The following is an 18,443-nucleotide window of genomic DNA, read 5'->3' on the forward strand; positions in this document are numbered from 1 at the left end:
CAAGATAGTCGTTGCATTCACGCCATAAAGACCGCTCACATCCAATCATGAATTGCGCGAATGCAATGCTACAAGCTGCACCCTCATTCCGGCTGGCATGAAGCGGAATGCCGAAATCCATCTGGAACTCTGGTGCCCTTCGATGGATTCCAGAGTTGCGCTGGCTCGCAGCTCGTCCGGAATGACAGCGGCATTCTATTCCGCCGCCCGCGCAACCGGAACCGCTGGCGCGCCGTGCCGGCTCGGCCTGGCTTTGAGCTTCAGATCCTGGAGCTCTTCGCGCTCGCGCGGCGTGTTGCGCATGAGCTGGTCCTTGCCGGGCTGGTACTGCACCGGCTGGGCGATATCGGCGCCATACCAGGCGGCTGCCCTGAGCACGAACGACGGATCGGCCAGATGCGGCCGTCCCAGCGCGACAAGATCGGCGCGGCCGGCGGCGACGATGGTGTTGGCCTGGTCGGCCGAGGTGATGGCGCCGACGCACATGGTGGCGACGCCGGCCTCGTTGCGGATGCGGTCGGCGAACGGGGTCTGGAACATGCGGCCGTAGAGCGGCCGGGCGCGCGGCGTCGTCTGTCCGGTCGAGACGTCGACGAGGTCGCAACCGGCCTGCGCGAAGGCCTCGGAGATCGCGACGGAATCTTCCGCGCTGATGCCGCCCTCCTGCCAGTCGGTCGCCGAAATCCGTACCGACATCGGCTTGTCGGCCGGCCAGGTCTGGCGAAGCGCGTCGAAGAGTTCGAGCGGGAAGCGCAGGCGATTTTCAAGCGAGCCGCCGTACTCGTCCCTGCGCTGATTGGTCAGCGGCGAAAGGAAGCTCGCCAGCAGATAGCCATGGGCGCAGTGCAGTTCGAGCATGTCGAAGCCGGCGCGCAGGCCGCGCTCGGCCGACGCGACGAAATCGGCCTTGACCCGATCCATGTCGGCTCGGGTCATTTCGCGTGGCACCTGGCTTTCGGGATAATACGGCAGCGGCGATGCTGAAATGATCGGCCAGGCGCCCTCGGCGAGCGGCCGGTCCATGCCGTCCCACATCAGCTTGCTCGCCCCTTTTCGCCCGGCATGGCCGAGCTGCAGGCATATCTTTGCAGCCGAGTTGCTATGGACGAACTCGACGATGCGGGTCCAGGCGGCTTCCTGCTCATCATTGTAGAGGCCGGTGCAGCCGGGTGTGATGCGGGCATCGGCAGAGACGCAGGTCATCTCAGTGAAGACCAGCCCTGCCCCACCGATGGCGCGGGCGCCGTAATGCATCAGGTGCCAGTCGCCCGGAAGGCCATCCTGTGCGGAATACTGGCACATAGGCGAGACGACGAAGCGGTTCGCCACCTTCATCTCGCGCAGGAAGAAGGGTTGGAAGGCCGGTGGCACCGGCGTGCCGTCGCGGCGCGTCGCTTGCTCGGCACCGAGATCGTCGGCGACCAGCCTGTCGATCGCCGCGACGAACTCGGGCGCACGCAGCGCGAGGTTGTCGTAGGTGATCGCCTTGGACCGGGTCATCAGGCCGAAGGCGAAGCGCAGCGGCTCGAAATCCCAGAAGCGCTTAAGCTGCTCGAACCAGACCAGCGAGACGTCGGCGGCGTGCTGGGTCTTCTCGACCTCTTCGCGCCGCCCGGTCTCGAAGCCGGCGAGCGCCGCCTTGACGTCGAGTCCGGCGCGATGGAAGGCGCGGTGCAGCGCGATCGAATCCTCCATGGCGAGCTTGGTGCCCGAACCGATCGAGAAATGCGCCGTCGCCTTGGCGTCGCCGAGCAGCACGACATTGTCGGCGACCCAGTTGCTGCAGCGGATCATCGGGAACTGCCGCCAGAGCGAGCGGTTGGCGATCAGCCGGTGGCCCTGCAACTCCCCAGCGAAGACCTCCTCCAGGAAGGCGGCCGTGCCGGCCTCGTCCATGCCTTCCAGCCCGGCGCGGGCGAAGGTCGCAGGGTCCGTCTCCAGCACCCAGGTCGATTGGCCCGGCTCATACTGGTAGCAGTGGGCGATGAAGACGCCGTGCTGCGTCTGCTTGAAGAAGAAGGTGAAGGCGTCGAAGGGCCGGGTCGAGCCCATCCAGACGAAGCGGTTGGGCCTGAGATCAACCTCGGGCCTAAAGCGCTCGCGGTGGCCCTCGCGAATACGGCTGTTGATGCCGTCTGCGGCGACGACGAGGTCGTAATCGCGCTTGAGCGCGGCGACATCCTCGATCTCCTGCGAGAAGGTAAGCTTGACGCCGACCTGGCGCGCCCGCTCCTGGAGCAGCATCAGGAGCGTGCGGCGCGAGCAGCCGCAGAAGCCGTTGCCGGAGACGCGCTGCACCGTGCCTTTGAAGTGGATCTCGATGTCGTCCCAATAGGCGAAGCTGGCGACGATCGCTTCATAGCTCGGCAGGTCGGCCGCCTTGAACAGGTCGAGCGTCTGGTCGGAGAAGACGACGCCAAAGCCGAAGGTGTCGTCGGGACGGTTGCGCTCGAAGACGGTGACGTCGAGCTCAGGCCAATCCCGCTTCATCAGCAGCGCGTAATAGAGACCTGCCGGCCCGCCGCCCACCACCGCAATGCGCATGACGCTCTCCCTAGCTCACGAAATCATTTTAAACCTAAAATAATTTCGGCTCAAGCCCTGACTGAACGGCCATATTCCCGACCGCGACGCAGGCAGGTCGAATCTGCTTAAAACACGTATAATCGATTGCCATATCAACGATATTCCTCCTCATCCCAGCTTCTCTCCATCCCTCTTGCAAAATGTTTCAGACCTAAAATATATTGACTGCCAAGAGGGAGTGAACGGCATGGCATCGGCTCTGGCGGGACAGCATGCCCTGGTGAGCGGCGGCGGACGCGGCATCGGCAGCGCCATCGCTTCCGCGCTGCGCCAGGCCGGCGCTCGCGTCTCGATCATCGGCCGCAATGACGACATTCTGCAACAGGCCGTGCTCGCCGGTGCCGCCGATGCCGCCCATGCCGTCGACGTGACCGACGAGGCGGCAGTGCGCGAGGCGATGGCCGGGCTCGCGGCGGGACAACCCTTCGACATCGTCGTCGCCAATGCCGGCGCGGCCGAGAGCGCCAGCTTCCAGCGCAGCGAGGCGGCGCTGTTCCGGCGCATGGTCGAGATCAACCTGATCGGCACGGTGAACTGCTTCCGGCCCGCTTTGCCTGGCATGAGCGAGCGCCGCTCGGGCCGGCTGATCGCGATCGCCTCGACCGCCGGGCACCGCGGCTATGCTTACGTCTCGGCCTATGTCGCCGCCAAGCATGCCGTGGTCGGCCTCGTGCGCTCGCTGGCGCTGGAGACGGCGCGCTCCGGCGTCACCGTCAACGCGATCTGCCCCGGCTACACCGACACCGACATGGTCGCCGGCAGCCTGACGACGATCGCCGCCAAGACCGGCAAGAGCCGCGAGGAGGCGCTAGCTGAGCTGACCAAAGACAATCCGCAGCACCGGCTGATCACGCCGGAGGAGGTCGCAGCCGCCGTCCTCAATCTCTGCAAGCCTGAGAGTCGCGGCATCACCGGCCAGTCCATCCTGATCAATGGCGGGGAGTTCTGACGATGGAGATTCCATCCACCGCCCCGATGCTCGACCGCGAGACCAAGGCGAGCGAGCGCCCCGGCGATCACAAGGACGAGCTCCGGCTCTGGCTGCGGATGCTGACCTGCTCGACCCTGATCGAGAGCGAGATCCGCACCCGCCTGCGCGAGGAGTTCAAGACGACGCTGCCGCGCTTCGACCTGATGGCGCAGCTGGAGAAATCGACCACCGGCATGACCGTCGGCGAGGTCTCGCAACGCCTGATGGTATCGAATGGCAACGTCACGGCCGTCGTCGCCGGCCTGCTCGCGGACGGGCTGGTCGACAAGCGCCCTGCGGCGCAGGACCGGCGCGTCCAGGTGCTGACGCTGACCGCGCAAGGGCGGCGCGCCTTCAAGGCGATGGCCGAGCGCCATGAGGACTGGATCGCCGAGCTCTTCGCCGGTCTCGGCCCGGCCGAGATCGGCCAGCTCTTCCGCCTGCTCGGCGGGGTCAAGACCTCGCTCCACCAGGCCATCAGCAACCGCCAGAACGGCACGCCGACCGCGGCGGGAGAGACCGAATGACCAGCGCCAACCCCGTCACGCTGCCGCTTTCCGGCTTCACGCCGCAGCATTTCCAGCTCTCGGTCGCCGGCAAGGTCGCGACCGTGACGCTGAACCGGCCGGAGAAGAAGAACCCGCTGACCTTCGAGAGCTATCGCGAGCTGACCGATTTCTTCCTCGCCGCGCAAAAGGAGGAAGCGGTCAAGGCGATCGTGGTGACCGGCGCCGGCGGTAATTTCTCCTCGGGCGGCGACGTCTTCGAGATCATTGGGCCGCTGGTCGCGATGGACACCAAGGACCTGCTCAAGTTCACCCGGATGACGGGCGAGCTGGTGAAGACGATGCGCGCCTGCCCACAGCCCATCGTCGCCGCGATCGACGGCATCTGCGCCGGCGCCGGCGCGATCATCGCCATGGCCTCCGACCTGCGCCTCGGCACGGCCGAGACCAAGATCGCCTTCCTGTTCAACCGCGTCGGCCTCGCCGGCTGCGACATGGGCGCCTGCGCGATGCTGCCGCGCATCATCGGCCAGGGTCGCGCCGCCGAATTGCTCTATACCGGCCGCGTGCTCAAGGGCGAGGAAGCCGAGCGTTGGGGCTTCCTCAACCGGCTCATTGCCCGCGAGAGCGTGCTCGCCGAGGCGCAGGCGCTTGCCGCCGAGCTCGCCGACGGGCCGACCTTCGCCAACGCCATGACCAAGCGCATGCTCGAAATGGAATGGGCGATGTCGGTCGAATCCGCAATCGAGGCGGAGGCGGTGGCGCAGGCGCTATGCATGCAGACCGAGGACTTTTCCCGCGCCTATCACGCCTTCGCCGAGAAGCGGAAACCGGTGTTCGAGGGCAACTGAGATGGCTGCGCTCGGCACAGGAATCCTCGGCGACACGCTCGACTGGCCGTTCTTCGAGGCGCATCACCGCGACTTCGCCGGGCAGCTCTCCACATGGGCCGACGCCACCCTGCCCGGCCTGCCCCATTACGATGTCGACGAAGCCTGCCGGGCCCGGGTGAAAGCGCTGGGCGAGGCTGGTTTCCTGAGGGCCGCCGTACCGGCCGAATATGGCGGACTGCATGCCGCGCTCGACGTGCGCACGCTCTGCCTCGCCCGCGAGATATTGGCCGCCCGCGACGGGCTCGCCGATTTCGCTTTCGCCATGCAGGGGCTCGGCACCGGCTCGATCAGCGTCGCCGGCTCGGCAGAGATGAAGGCGCGCATCCTGCCTGCGGTGGCGCGCGGCGAGAGGATCGCGGCCTTCGCCCTCTCCGAGAAGGAGGCCGGCTCCGACGTCGCGGCGCTGGCGACAACCGCGACGCCGGACGGCAATACCCATGTCCGGATCGACGGCGAGAAGACCTGGATTTCGAATGGCGGCATCGCCGACCACTACGTCGTCTTCGCCCGCTCCGGCGAGGCGCCGGGCGCGCGCGGCCTCTCCGCCTATCTGGTCGAGGCGGATACGCCCGGTCTCTCGATCGTCGAGCGCATCGACGTGATCGCGCCGCATCCGCTGGCAACGCTCCGCTTCGATGGCTGCCGCATCCCCGCCGCGAACCGCATCGGCGGGCCGGGCGACGGCTTCAAGGTCGCGATGGCGACGCTCGACATCTTCCGCTCGACGGTCGGCGCCGCCGCGCTCGGCTTCGCCCGCCGCGCACTGCACGAGACGGTGTCGCATGCGAAGGGGCGCAAGCTCTTCGGCGGCACGCTCGGCGATCTCCAGCTCTCGCAGGCGGCGATTGCCGATAGCGCGACCGAGGTCGATGCCGCCGCTTTGCTCGTCTACCGCGCCGCCTGGACCAAGGACCGGGGCGCGGCTCGCGTCACCCGCGAGGCGGCGCTGGCCAAGCTGGTCGCGACCGAGAACGCCCAGAAGGTGATCGACCGCGCCGTGCAGATCCATGGCGGGCTCGGCGTCACCCGCGGGGTCAAGGTCGAGGAACTCTATCGCGAGATCAGGGCGCTCAGGATCTACGAGGGCGCCAGCGAGGTGCAGAAGGTCGTGATCGCGCGCGACCTGCTGAAATAGGCGCGAGCATGGTCCGCAAAAGTGGGAACCGGTTTTGCGGCAAGACCATGCTCAAAAAATAGACCAGGGGAACGAGATGGGTACCGCAGATCTCATGCGGTCGGGACATGTCGACAGTTTCGCGCGGGACAACCTGCCGCCGCGCGAAAGCTGGCCGCGCCTCGACCTCGCAGCCGCCGGGCTGAGCTACCCGGAGCGGCTGAACGTCGTCACTGAATTTGTCGACCGGCACGTCGCCGAGGGGCGTGGCGAGCGCGATGCGGTGATCGGACCGAGCGACACCTGGAACTATCGGGCGCTCGCAGAGACGGTGAACCGTATCGCCAATGTACTGACGCGCGATCTTGGCATGGTGCCGGGCAATCGCGTGCTGCTGCGCGCCGCCAACACGCCGATGATGGTCGCGACCTATTTCGCCGTGCTGAAGGCCGGGGGCGTCGTGGTGGCGACCATGCCGATGCTGCGGGCCGGCGAGCTCGCCTATCCGATCCGCAAGGCGAAGATCGGGTTGGCGCTCTGCGACGCGACGCTGGTCGATGAACTCAAGGTAGCGCAACGGCTTGCGCCGGAACTCTCGACCATCGTCACATGGGGAGATGGCGCGCTCGAAACCATGATGAACAAAGCCGGCTACGAACATTTCGAGCCGGCTGACACGGCGCAGGATGATGTCTGCCTGATCGCCTTCACCTCGGGCACCACCGGCGAGCCCAAGGGCACGATGCATTTCCAGCGCGACCTGCTGGCGATCTGCGACGCCTATGGCGCGCGCGTGCTGAAAGCCGCGCCGGATGACCGTTTCATCGGCTCGCCGCCACTCGCCTTCACCTTCGGCCTCGGCGGCATCGTGCTATTCCCCTTGCGGATCGGCGCCGCCTGCGTGTTGCCGGCCAAGGTCGCGCCGCCCGATCTCGCCGAGGCGATCGAGCGCTATCGCGCGACCATCTGCTTCACCGCGCCGACCGCCTATCGCGCCATGCTCGGCAAGCTCGGCGAGCGCGACCTGTCATCGCTGCGTATCTGCGTCTCCGCCGGCGAGGCGCTGCCGAAGGCGACTTTCGACGCCTGGCGGGAAGCGACGGGGCTGCCGCTGATGGACGGCATCGGCGCGACCGAGATGCTGCACATCTTCATCGGTGCGCCGCGTGACAAGATCAGGCCGGGCTCGACCGGCCTGCCGGTGCCAGGCTACGAGGCGAAGATCGTCGACGAGGACGGCAAGGAATTGCCGGACGGTACCCCCGGGCGCCTCGCCGTGCGCGGCCCGACCGGCTGCCGCTATCTCGCCGATCCGCGCCAGGCCAAATACATCCTCGATGGCTGGAACGTCACCGGCGACACCTATCTGCGCGATCGCGACGGCTATTTCTGGTACCAGGCCCGCTCCGACGACATGATCATCTCGGCCGGCTACAACATCGCCGGGCCGGAGGTCGAGGCCTGCCTGCTGGCGCATGAGGCGGTGGCCGAATGCGGCGTCGTCGGCGCGCCCTGCCCCGAGCGCGGCCAGATCGTGAAGGCCTATGTGCTGCTGCGGGAGGGTTTTGCCGGCGATGCTGCGCTCGCCAAGGCGCTGCAGGACCACGTCAAGGCGTCGATCGCGCCGTACAAGTATCCGCGCGCCATCGCTTTCGTGACAACCCTGCCGAAGACCTCTACCGGGAAGCTGCAGCGCTTCGCCCTGCGCGAGATCGCGCGTCAGGAAGCCACGGCCTCGTGACTATCGCTTGAGAAAGATGACGCCATGACCAGCGGCTCGCCGCCCTTCGATCCCGCTTCGCGCCGCGTCCGCGCCGTCCTGCCCGATGGCTGGCCGCAGCCGCGCGGCTATGCAAACGGCATGCTCGCCGAGGGCAAGGTGCTGATGACCGGCGGCCTCGTCGGCTGGGATGCGCAGGGCGTCTTCGCCAAGGGCTTCGTCGCACAGGTCGGCCAGACACTCGCCAACATCAAGGCGGTGGTCGAGGCCGGCGGCGGCAAGGTCGAGGATATCGTGCGCCTGACCTGGTACGTCACCGACATCGAGGCCTATCGCAACAGCCTGGCCGAGCTCGGCCCGGCCTATCGCGCCAGTTTCGGCCGGCATTTTCCGGCGATGGCGGTGGTCGCCGTCGTAGCGCTGGTCGAGCCCGAGGCAATGGTCGAGATCGAGGCGACGGCCGTGCTGGCGGGTTGAGCCCGCTCCAGCGTGGTTTCCAGCCTGCTAGGGATTTACCAAGAATTAGCCACGATACTCGATGGCGCCGCCCTGCCCGGGCGGCGCGTAACCAGGAGTATCGCATGACAAGCATTGGCGGCGTTGGGGGCTTTCGCCCACCACCGCCCGGAAAACCACCGAGCTTCGAAAAGCTCGACGGCAATGCCGATGGGGCGCTCAGCCTCGACGAGTTCGCGGCCGGCGCGCCGAAGGGCGCCGACAGCAAGAAGGCCGAGCGCCTGTTCAAGGCGATGGACGCCGACCAGGACGGATCGGTCAGCAAGGCAGAATCGGACGCCTTCAAGGCGAAGGCAGACAAGGCCGACCAGCAGATGCAGGCCCTCCTGCTGATGCTCCAGTCGGAGACGGCCGACGCCTCGACGGAGACCAAGGCCGACGCCAAGGATGGCGAGGACAAGAACTACTTCGCCAAGCTCGACGCCAACTCCGATGGCAGCGTCGCCAAGGACGAATTCCTGAAGGCCGTCAATCCGGGGGGCGACGGCTCGAACGGCCTGCTCAGCCGCCTCTTCGCCGCGATGGATGCAGACAAGGACGGCAAGATCTCCAAGGAGGAGATGGACGACTTCAAGAAGCAGATGGAAGAGCGCGCCTCGCACCGGCCGCCGCCGCCTCCGCCACCGGCGGAGATCACCGGCGCTTCGGAAGCCTATGGCCAGACCTACCAGCTCGGAGCAAAGGCTTCCGCTGGCACGACCTACTCCCAGGCGGCTTAAGTCACCGCTTGCGCAACGCCGGGCCGGCAGAAGGCCGTCCGGCGCTCTTAAGCCTCCTAGATCCCCGCCCCGTCGTAGAGCGCAGGGGGCGCCCTCCTCGCCCATAATCTGGCATGCAGGCCTTTAAGCAGCGGCCGCAGCACGATGTCGCCGAGCCCCAGCGCGGCCGCAAAAGCCCATTGGCCCGTCGGCAGCGCCACCGCGGCGAAGACGAACAATCCGCTCGCCAGGCGCCAGCTCGCCGCCTCGAACCAGGCGCGTCGTTCCTGCGCACCGCGCCAGCCGACGAGACGCAGGACCGTGCGGCGGGCCGCACCCGCCTCGGCAATCGAACGGTTGTTGGATTTACTGCGGTGCGTCTCGATGAAGCCGAAGGCGACCGTCTGGTTGCTCAGCCTGTCGATCAGGATGAAGCCGCCGAGCTCGCGACTGCGCGCGTAGTCGAGCACGGCGAGCTGCCTATCGAGCGTCAGCGTCGCCAGCCCGATGCCGTTCATCGCCAGGCTCTCGGCCGGCGCCTCGGCATAGCTCTCGATGTCGACGCTGCTGTGAAGGCGAACGACCTGGGCATTGGCGCTCGCCGTGGCGAGCTTGAGGATGAACTCGCCGCCTTCGCGCAGCGCCGCTTCGCCGGTCCAGAGCAGCCGCGCCTGCAGCTCCTGCTTCACCACCGGGGCATGCGCAACCGAGGCGATGACGTCGCCGCGCGAGATGTCGATCTCGTCGGCAAGCGTCACTGTGACCGACTGCCCTGCGCTCGCCTGCGAGACGTCGCCGGAAGGGGCGAGGATGCGCGCGATCGTGCTGCGACGGCCCGATGGCAACGCCGCGACCGCATCGCCGACGCGCAGGCGTCCGCGCGCGACCGTGCCGGCAAAACCGCGGAAGTCGAGATCGGGCCGGTTGACCCATTGCACCGGCAGCGCGAAGCCGGATTCGACTTCCGCCTCGGCGGCGACCACGACGGATTCGAGCAGCGGCAGCAGCGCCGGTCCGCGATACCAGGGTGTCAGCCTGGACAGGCTGGTGACGTTTTCGCCATCGCGAGCCGAGACCGGGACGAAATCGATGCTGGCGAAGCCGAGCCCTGCGACCGCCTTGCGGTAGTCCTGCTCGATCTGGCGGAAGACCTCCCGATCATAGCCGACCAGGTCCATCTTGTTGACGGCGACGACGACATGACGGACGCCGACCAGCGAGACGATGAAGGAATGCCGGCGCGTCTGCGGCAGCAGGCCCTTGCGGGCATCGATCAGGATGATGGCGAGATCGGCGGTCGAGGCGCCGGTCGCCATGTTGCGGGTATACTGCTCGTGGCCGGGTGTATCGGCGACGATGAAGCTGCGCTGGTCGGTCGAGAAATAGCGATAGGCGACATCGATGGTGATGCCCTGCTCGCGTTCGGCCGAGAGTCCGTCGACCAGCAAGGCGAAATCGGGCGCTGCGCCTTGCGTACCGAACTTGCGGGAATCGCTGTCGAGCGCGGTGAGCTGGTCGTCGAAGACCGCCCCGGCCTCGTAGAGGATGCGGCCGATCAGCGTCGACTTGCCGTCGTCGACCGAGCCGCAGGTGATGAAGCGCAGCAAAGCGCGGGCGCTGCCCTCGGTGCTCTGGCCCTGATCGTTGGCGGGATGCGGCTGGCCGGCCGGAGCGGGCTGGCCCTTCAATTTCGCGAGCGCCGCCATCAGAAATAGCCTTCCTGCTTCTTCTGCTCCATCGAGCCGGAGCCGTCATGGTCGATGACGCGCCCTTCGCGCTCGGAGGAGCGTGACGCCCGCATTTCCGCGATGATGTCGGTGAGATTCGCCGCCTCGCTCTCGACCGCCCCGGTCAGCGGATAGCAGCCGAGCGTGCGGAAGCGGACCATCCTGGTCTCGACCACCTCGCCAGGCAGCAGCTCCATGCGCTCGTCGTCGCGCATGATCCACGCGCCGTTGCGGCGCACGACCGGGCGCGGCGCCGCAAAATAGAGCGGCACGACCGGGATGTTCTCGAGCGCGATGTAGTCCCAGACGTCCTTCTCGGTCCAGTTCGACAAAGGGAAGACGCGGAAGCTCTCGCCCTGGGCCTTGCGCGTGTTGAAGAGCCGCCAGGGCTCCGGCCGCTGGTTCTTCGGGTCCCAGCGGTGCTGGGCCGAGCGTAGCGAAAATACCCGCTCCTTGGCCCGGCTTTTCTCCTCGTCGCGGCGGGCGCCGCCGAAGGCCGCGTCGAAGCCGTGCTTGTCGAGCGCCTGCTTCAAGCCTTGCGTCTTCATCACGTCGGTGTGGAGCCGCGAGCCGGAAGCGAACGGATTCACGCCGGCGCGCACGCCATCCTCGTTGATGTGCACGATCAGGTCGAGCCCGAGCCGGCTGGCGGTCTGGTCGCGGAAGGCGATCATGTCCCGGAATTTCCAGGTCGTGTCGACATGGAGCAGCGGGAATGGCGGCTTGCCGGGATAGAAGGCCTTCATGGCAAGATGCAGCAGAACCGCCGAGTCCTTGCCGATCGAATAGAGCAGCACCGGCTTTTCGCAGGTCGCGACCACCTCGCGGATGATGAAGATCGCCTCGGCCTCGAGCTTCTGCAGATGACTGAGCTGGATCACGCCAAAACCTCCGCGGCCGGCTTCGACCGCACCAGACGACCATCAGGGCCGACATGCAGGCCGCACTCCTTGGCGGCCTCCTCCTCCCACCACCAGCGCCCGGCCCGCTCCGGCTCGCCCGGCTGGATCGCGCGGGTACAGGGCTGGCAGCCGATCGAGAGGAAGCCCTGCTCGTGCAGCGGGTTGAGTGGGACATCGTGCTTGCGGGCGAAGGCCAGCGCCTCGTCGCGCGACCAGTCGAGCAGCGGGTTGAGCTTGATCAGGCCGCGATCGCGGTCAACCTCGGCGAGAGTGACCCCGCCGCGCGCCGCCGACTGGTCGGCGCGCAGGCCGGTGATCCAGGCGGCAGCCCCTGCAAGCGCCCGGCCGAGCGGCTCGACCTTGCGGACATTGCAGCAGGCCTTGCGGGCCTCGATGGAATTGTAGAAGCCGTTGATGCCATGGCCGCGCACGAAGGCTTCGACGGCGTCGTGCCGCGGGTAGAACGACGTGATCGTGATGCCGTAGCGTGCTTCGGTTTCGGCCCAGAGCGCGTGCACCTCGCCGAAGAGCCGTCCGGTATCCAGCGTCACGATCTCGATCGGCAGGTTCTGGGTGGCGATCAGATGGGTGACGATCTGGTCCTCGAGGCCGAAGCTGGTGGTGAAGACGAGGCGCCCGCCAATATGCCGCACCAGCCCTGCCAGACGTTCGGCGGCATCCGACTTTCCGAACGCAGCATTGAGGTTTTCGGCCTGGTCCTGCAACTCGAACATGTGCTTGCTCTGCCCGAGCGAGGCCGGCGCGGACAGCTAAACGCTACCCTCGCTTGCCGCCGCCCGCCATTATCGCCGGTCAGTGGACTGTTCTGCAAATCGAACAATCCACATAGGACCTGAACGACAACCAATCAATTTACATTAAGTAGCGTGAATTTCTTTATTTCACCGAAGAAGGAGAAAATCCTTCCCGGGCCGCGCGCGGTGAGCTGTGAACGCCGACGCGCCGGCCCCTTTGCCGTAGGAACTTTCGCTGCGGCGCCCGCGTTGAGCGAGCAGGCAGGCTGGGCCCTGCGACGCAACAAGGGGACCATCATGACGAATTCCGCGAACAAGGCGGTCGAGAGCTTGCGCAAGGAACAGCGCGAACAGCGCGAGCACGAGAAGAAGGCGGCTGGCAAGGGAGAGAGCGAACTGGACCGGGCGCTTGAGGACACTTTTCCCGCCAGTGATCCCGTCGCGCCACAAAGTCCGACCAAGCCCGGAGCGCCCAAGCACCGGAGCTGATGCTGACACATGCCGTAGAAGACGGCGCTACGCTCCTCAATCCTGACCTGACCAGATGGAAACGAGCATGCCTGACCGCGCCAGAGTTGATGCCTTCGTTGCCGCCGTCGTCAGCGGCGATCATGTCGGCGCGGTCCGCGACTTTTATACCGACGACGCGACGATGCAGGAGAACGCCAACGAGCCGCGCCGCGGCCGCGAGGCGCTGATGGCACATGAGGCGCGGGCCCTGGCGCGGCTGGAGAAGATGCATACTTACCCGCCTGTCGCAGTGTTGGTCGACGGCGACCACGTCGTCATCCGCTGGATTTTCGACGCGACGGATAAAGCCGGCGTGACGCGCCGCCTCGAAGAACTCGCCTTCCAGCGTTGGCAGGGCGATCGCATCGCCGAGGAGCGCTTCTTCTACGACACCGGAAGCGCCTGGCAGATCGTTGGTTAGGCCGACGGGACCGACCTCGAAGCCGGCTTCCGGCCTCGCGAGCTGACCAGAAATGCACAAATCGCCCTGGGCGACCCGGGATCCATTCCGGAACCTCTTTCGGGTAATCTCAGGAATGGATCCCGAATCTTCGCTACGCTCCGTCCGGGATGACGCTGTGGTTGAGGCCAAGGCCCATTGACTCTCAGCGCAGGCCGCTCCGCCCCACAGCCAGCTTCTCACCGATCTGGATGAACTTCAGCGGGTTGCGCGCCTCGTCCGACAGCCGCGTCTCGTAATGCAGATGCGGGCCGGTCGAGCGTCCGGTCGAACCGACGCGGCCGATGATCTGGCCGGCGGCGACGAGCTGCCCTTCCTTGACGTCGAACGCCGAGAGATGGCCGTAGCGGGTGGTGATTCCATTGCCGTGGTCGAGCTCGATCAGGTTGCCGTAGCCGCCGGCGACTTCGGCGCGCAGCACCTTGCCAGCGCCGGGCGCGCGGATCGGCGTTCCAGTCTCGCCGCGGAAATCCATGCCGGCATGCATCGCCGTGGCGCCGGTGAAGGGGTCGGAGCGCGGGCCGAAATTGCTGGTCGTGCTGTCGTCGCCTTCGAGCGGGCGCTGGAACGGCATGATCGCCGCAAGATCACGCCAGCGGCCGAAGACCGCCCTCGCCTCGCCGAGCTGCATCAGCGCATGTTCGAAGGTGCCAGGCTTCAACGCCACGCTCATCGGCAGCAATGGCCCGCCCATGCCGGGCCGGCCCGGCGGCAGCTTGACCTTGGCCGGGTCGAGCCCGACCTCGACGAGAGCCGCCTTCACCTCCTGCACACGTCCGACGAGCTGGCGCCCGAGCGCAGGAAGCTGCTGGTTCTGGCTGTTCTGCACCCGGTCGAGCGACTGGGCGAGTATAGCGATGCGCTGGTCGAGCGACATGGTCTCGGCTGCCTTGACCGCCGCCGCGACCTGGCGGCGCTGCTGCGCCAGGATGGCCGGATTGACGCGGTCGAGCACGTTCTGGCCGTCGGCGAACTGGGTGCCGCCCGGCGCTTGCGCCCCGCCCTGCGGCAGGATCGGCCCGACCGCCTGCCCGGTGAGCGCGCCGAGCAGGGCCTGGCGGGCCTCCAACTCGATCTGACGGGTGATCAGGTCGGCGAGCTGGTCCCCCGCTTTGCCCGCCATGGCGGGCTGGCCCGGCTGCGCCGGCAGGCCGGGCGAATTGCCGGAGGCGACGATCGCGCTGACGAGGCGGCGCTGCAGTGCCTTGAGCTTCTCATCATAGCTACTCTGTAGGATCGCCTGCTCCTGCTGGAGAACGGCGACGCGGCCCTTCTCCTCGTAAAGCAGGTAGCCGATTGCGCCGGTCGCGATGAGACTCAGGCAAGCCAGGAACCAGGGCAGAACGCTGCCCCGGCGGCGCGGTGGGCGCCCGCCAGTCGGTGGTTCGCGAAAGCGCCGTCGAGAGGCGCTCTCGCCCTCAGAGCCGGCGACAGCCGGCACCGCCTCGTCGCGCCGCTTCAGCCTGACCGGTTGCATCACCCTTCCATCCCCATGGACACCCCTCAGCCGAACCAGGCCGGCGGGCGCACGATCAGAACTTTGCCGGTCTTGTCGATCTGGATGTATTTCGCGCCGCCACTAGACTTCACTCCTTCCCAGGACTTCCGGTTGTGCTTCGGCCCGTAGTGACCGCTGCCATCCGACGCACCGCTCGACTCGGCGATGAACAGGGTATCCGGCGCGACATCGACATAGGAGATCAGCGCGATGTGGCCCGGCGCCCTGGTCTCGACCATGCGGCTGTTCATCCACACCATCATATCACCGACGCGGACCTGATCCTGCTCCCAAATCAGCGCGCTTTCCAGACCGGGCGCCTTGTTCTTGACCGCTCGGCCCACGAGAAACGGGCAGCTGGCCCCGCCGCTGTACTTGTCGACGTTGATGCGGCCGATCTCGTTGTAATAAGCGACGACGAAGCCGGTGCAGTCGACGCCGAGGCATTGATCGGCCCAGGCCTGAAGATCGCCCGGCCTCACCAGCCCGCTCCGCACCGCCATGGTCAGAATATGTTGGCAATCGCCCGGCGTGACCTTGCCCATGCTGGCCCGGGTGAACGCCTTCTGATCGATGCGATGATTGAGTTTCGCTGCCGCCTGCTGGACGGCCTTGCGCTTCTGTGCCCCGGCATCGGAATTATGGATGCCGATCATGTATTTGTTGATCGAGATGTAGTCATCGTCGACCTGGATGTTCCAATAGGCCTCCACCATGTCGCCGGGCTGGAAATGGTAGTTGCCAATATCACTCGCATTGTTGATGTCAGGCACGGTCATGCTCGCATCTCCTCTACTGCCAATCCGAACGAACGGCCGCCGCGGCCTGGTCGCGCACGCGGCGGATCGAGCATCGCAATCGAGGCGCACTGTCTTCGCCGTGGCGAAGCGGCCTACCGCCATCAGTTGCAGACGTAGTGGAACGCCCCATCCTGGACGGTCACCTTCGCCTCGGTCAGCGGCTTCTTCTCCAGTTGCAGGTTGAGGATGCTGCGCGAAAGAGCCGGCAGCATCGAGTTGGTGATGATGTTGTCGATCATGCGGCCGCCCGAATCCGGGTCGTTGCACTGGGCGACGATGTGCTCGACGACGGCGTCGTCATAGGTGAAGGCGGCGTTGTGGTTGTCGCGCAGACGCTTGCCGATGCGGCCAAGCTGGAGGCGCACGATGCCGGCGAGCATCTCGCCGGAGAGCGGGTAATACGGGATCGTCACTAGGCGGCCGATCAGCGCCGGCGGGAAGACCTTGAGCAGCGCCGGCCGCAGCGCCACCGCGAGCTCCTCCGGATCGGGCCTGCTCGTCTCGTCGCCGGCCATGCGCATGATCTCGTCGGTCCCGACATTCGAGGTCAGGATGATCAGCGTGTTCTTGAAGTCGATGCGGCGGCCGGTGCCGTCCTCCATCTGACCCTTGTCAAAGACCTGGAAGAACAGCTCGTGCACGTCGGGATGCGCCTTCTCGACCTCGTCGAGCAGCACCACCGAATAGGGCTTGCGTCTGACGGCCTCGGTCAACCGCCCGCCCTCGCCATAGCCGACATAGCCGGGAGGCGCGCCTTTCAAGGTCGAGACGGTGTGCGCCTCCTGAAACTCGCTCATATTGATGGTGATGACGTTCTGCTCGCCGCCATAGAGCGACTCGGCGAGCGCCAGCGCCGTCTCGGTCTTGCCGACGCCGGAGGGGCCGCACAGCATGAACACGCCGATCGGCTTGTTCGGATTGTCGAGCTTGGCCCGGCTGGTCTCGATGCGCTTGGCGATCATGCCGATGCCATGGCCCTGCCCGACCACGCGCTTGTTCAGCGTCGCGGCCAAGTTGAGCACGGTCTCGATCTCATCCTTGACCATGCGGCCGACCGGGATGCCGGTCCAATCGGAGACGACGGACGCGACCGACTGCTCGTCGACATGGGCATAGATCATCCGGCCTGCCGGATCGATCGCGCCAAGCGCATCGAATTTTTCGCGGAGGCTGGCGCGCGTGGCTTCGGGGTCGACAGCTGCGGCCTCGGCCGGACCCTCGCCATCGCCGGGCGCTTCCGCGGCCGGCTTCTCGCCGAGCTTGCCGCGCAGCAGCGTGATCTCCTCGACGAGCGCAAGCTCGGAAGCCCAGTCGGCTTCGAGCGCCTCCAGCTTCGCCGTCAGCGCAGCGCTCTCCTCCTCGATCTTGCCGAGGCGCTCGTCGGTGGCATCGCCGAGATCCTTGTCGGCGATCAAGGCGAGCTTCTCCTTCTCCAGCGCCGAGATCGCGACCCGCGCATCCTCGATCGCCGCCGGCGTCGCGGTCTGACTGATCGCGACGCGAGCGCAGGCGGTGTCGAGCAGGCTCACCGCCTTGTCGGGCAGCTGGCGAGCCGGGATATAGCGCGACGAGAGCTGGACGGCGGCGACGATCGCAGCGTCGGAGATGCGCACCTTGTGGTGCTTCTCCATCGGCCCGATCAGGCCACGCAGCATAGTGCAGCAGCGCACCACGTCCGGCTCGTCGACCTGGACCGGCTGGAAGCGCCGGGTCAGTGCCGGGTCCTTCTCGAAATACTGGCGGTATTCCGACCAGGTCGTCGCGGCGATGGTGCGCAGCGTCCCGCGCGCCAAAGCCGGCTTCAGCAGATTGGCGGCATCACCCGTGCCGGCAGCCCCGCCGGCGCCGATCAGCGTATGGGCCTCGTCGATGAACAGGATCACCGGCGTCGGCGAGGACTGGACTTCGTCGATCACTGAGCGCAGGCGCTGCTCGAACTCGCCCTTCATCGAGGCGCCGGCCTGCATCAGGCCGATGTCGAGGGCGCAGACCTTGACCCCGCGCAGCGGCGGCGGCACGTCGCCTGCGACGATGCGCTGGGCGAAACCCTCCGCGATCGCGGTCTTGCCGACGCCGGCCTCGCCGGTCAGGATCGGGTTGTTCTGGCGCCGGCGCATCAGCACGTCGATGACTTGGCGGATCTCGTCGTCGCGGCCGAGGATCGGGTCCATCGTGCCCGAGCGCGCCTTCTCGGTGAGATCCTGCGAGAATCGGTCGAGCGCCGTCGTGCCCTTGGCGCCCTCGGCCTGCTCGGCGCCGGGCGTGCCGGCAGCGCGCAGGCCCGAGCCGTCCATCGGCCGCAGGTTCTCTTCCTCGGAATCCTTCCAGATCTTGGCATGGCCGGCGGCGAGCTCCTCGACCGGGATCTTGCCGAACTCCTTCGAGATGCCGGTCAGCGCCCGCTTGAGCTCAAGCGATTTCAGTGCGGCGACGAGGACGTGCCCGGTCCTGATCTGGGTTTCGCCGAAGAACAGCGTGGCGTAATGCCAGCCGCGGTCGAGCACGTCGACGACGTTGTTGGCGACACCGGGCATCTCCGTCTCGTTCTTGCGGAAGCCCTCGATGACGCCGCCGATATCGGTGGCGAGCCGGGCCATGTCGAGGCCGTAATGCTGGGCGGTCAGCCCGATATCGGAGGAGCGCCGCTGCAGGATCTGGGCGAGCCAGTGGGCCAGCTCGACATTGCGATTGCCCGCCCCTTTGGCCTGCCGCAACGCCTGGATGAAGGCCTCATAGCCGACGCGGTTGAGTTTGCCGGTAACGGCTTCGAGACTGATATCGGCCATGG

General features: G+C 66.7%; 15 protein-coding genes and 1 pseudogene. 9 read left to right on the top strand and 7 right to left on the bottom strand.

Features of this window, described 5'->3' with window-relative positions; genetic code table 11:
• Positions 1-195: 195 nt before the first annotated feature.
• Positions 196-2,544, bottom strand: a complete 2,349-nt coding sequence (locus ACFPOB_RS06825; RefSeq protein WP_377796954.1) for a bifunctional salicylyl-CoA 5-hydroxylase/oxidoreductase — start codon at positions 2,542-2,544, stop codon at positions 196-198.
• Between the two features lie 229 nt (positions 2,545-2,773).
• Between ACFPOB_RS06825 and ACFPOB_RS06830 the strand changes: the two genes are divergently transcribed.
• The 7 genes from ACFPOB_RS06830 to ACFPOB_RS06860 all read left to right on the top strand — a co-directional run bounded on the left by ACFPOB_RS06830 (position 2,774) and on the right by ACFPOB_RS06860 (position 9,024).
• The gene (locus ACFPOB_RS06830; RefSeq protein ID WP_377796956.1) at positions 2,774-3,535 is read left to right on the top strand and encodes an SDR family NAD(P)-dependent oxidoreductase; all 762 of its coding nucleotides are present in this window, start codon (positions 2,774-2,776) and stop codon (positions 3,533-3,535) included.
• 2 nt (positions 3,536-3,537) lie between these two features.
• A complete protein-coding gene (locus tag ACFPOB_RS06835; protein ID WP_377796958.1) occupies positions 3,538-4,083 on the top strand; it encodes a MarR family winged helix-turn-helix transcriptional regulator in 546 nt (181 codons plus the stop codon).
• Positions 4,080-4,913: an enoyl-CoA hydratase family protein gene (locus ACFPOB_RS06840; RefSeq protein ID WP_377796960.1), complete on the top strand. Its 834-nt coding sequence runs from the start codon at positions 4,080-4,082 to the stop codon at positions 4,911-4,913. Before ACFPOB_RS06835 ends, ACFPOB_RS06840 begins: the two co-directional genes overlap by 4 nt.
• A 1-nt stretch (position 4,914) precedes the next feature.
• Positions 4,915-6,090: an acyl-CoA dehydrogenase family protein gene (locus ACFPOB_RS06845; RefSeq protein WP_377796962.1), complete on the top strand. Its 1,176-nt coding sequence runs from the start codon at positions 4,915-4,917 to the stop codon at positions 6,088-6,090.
• A gap of 76 nt (positions 6,091-6,166) precedes the next feature.
• On the top strand, positions 6,167-7,810 hold the full coding sequence (locus ACFPOB_RS06850) for an AMP-binding protein (protein WP_377796964.1): 1,644 nt from the start codon (positions 6,167-6,169) through the stop codon (positions 7,808-7,810).
• Positions 7,811-7,834: 24 nt separating this feature from the next.
• On the top strand, positions 7,835-8,266 hold the full coding sequence (locus ACFPOB_RS06855; RefSeq protein ID WP_377796966.1) for a RidA family protein: 432 nt from the start codon (positions 7,835-7,837) through the stop codon (positions 8,264-8,266).
• 104 nt (positions 8,267-8,370) lie between these two features.
• A complete protein-coding gene (locus ACFPOB_RS06860) occupies positions 8,371-9,024 on the top strand; it encodes an EF-hand domain-containing protein (RefSeq protein WP_377796967.1) in 654 nt (217 codons plus the stop codon).
• A gap of 56 nt (positions 9,025-9,080) precedes the next feature.
• Here ACFPOB_RS06860 and cysN read toward each other — a convergent pair whose 3' ends face one another.
• The 3 genes from cysN to ACFPOB_RS06875 are packed head-to-tail and all read right to left on the bottom strand — an operon-like array spanning position 9,081 to position 12,366.
• Positions 9,081-10,709 carry a sulfate adenylyltransferase subunit CysN gene (gene cysN, locus ACFPOB_RS06865; RefSeq protein ID WP_377796969.1) on the bottom strand — a complete coding sequence of 543 codons (1,629 nt, stop codon included), beginning with the start codon at positions 10,707-10,709 and terminating at the stop codon, positions 9,081-9,083.
• Positions 10,709-11,611: a sulfate adenylyltransferase subunit CysD gene (cysD, locus tag ACFPOB_RS06870; RefSeq protein ID WP_377796971.1), complete on the bottom strand. Its 903-nt coding sequence runs from the start codon at positions 11,609-11,611 to the stop codon at positions 10,709-10,711. Before cysD ends, cysN begins: the two co-directional genes overlap by 1 nt.
• Entirely contained in the window at positions 11,608-12,366 is a 759-nt protein-coding gene (locus ACFPOB_RS06875) for a phosphoadenylyl-sulfate reductase (protein ID WP_377796972.1), read from the bottom strand. Before ACFPOB_RS06875 ends, cysD begins: the two co-directional genes overlap by 4 nt.
• 318 nt (positions 12,367-12,684) lie before the next feature.
• Here ACFPOB_RS06875 and ACFPOB_RS06880 point away from each other — a divergent pair.
• Together ACFPOB_RS06880 and ACFPOB_RS06885 are read left to right on the top strand one after the other, a co-directional pair.
• Positions 12,685-12,873, top strand: a pseudogene (locus ACFPOB_RS06880) (hypothetical protein); the annotation flags it as partial.
• A 70-nt stretch (positions 12,874-12,943) separates the two neighbouring features.
• A complete protein-coding gene (locus tag ACFPOB_RS06885) occupies positions 12,944-13,318 on the top strand; it encodes a nuclear transport factor 2 family protein (RefSeq protein WP_377796974.1) in 375 nt (124 codons plus the stop codon).
• 184 nt (positions 13,319-13,502) lie between these two features.
• Here ACFPOB_RS06885 and ACFPOB_RS06890 read toward each other — a convergent pair whose 3' ends face one another.
• Genes ACFPOB_RS06890 through tssH form a run of 3 tightly spaced genes read right to left on the bottom strand, consistent with a single transcriptional unit; the run spans position 13,503 to position 18,441 of the window.
• Complete coding sequence (locus ACFPOB_RS06890) at positions 13,503-14,834, bottom strand: M23 family metallopeptidase (RefSeq protein WP_377796976.1); 1,332 nt, start codon at positions 14,832-14,834, stop codon at positions 13,503-13,505.
• A 26-nt stretch (positions 14,835-14,860) separates the two neighbouring features.
• The gene (locus ACFPOB_RS06895) at positions 14,861-15,757 is read right to left on the bottom strand and encodes a hypothetical protein (RefSeq protein ID WP_377796977.1); all 897 of its coding nucleotides are present in this window, start codon (positions 15,755-15,757) and stop codon (positions 14,861-14,863) included.
• A complete protein-coding gene (gene tssH, locus ACFPOB_RS06900) occupies positions 15,757-18,441 on the bottom strand; it encodes a type VI secretion system ATPase TssH (RefSeq protein WP_377796979.1) in 2,685 nt (894 codons plus the stop codon). The genes ACFPOB_RS06895 and tssH overlap by 1 nt, the downstream gene beginning before the upstream one ends.
• Positions 18,442-18,443: the final 2 nt, after the last annotated feature.

The sequence above is a fragment of the Allobosea eneae genome (genome assembly GCF_042657265.1).
In the GTDB taxonomy this organism is placed as follows: Bacteria; Pseudomonadota; Alphaproteobacteria; order Rhizobiales; family Beijerinckiaceae; genus Allobosea; species Allobosea eneae.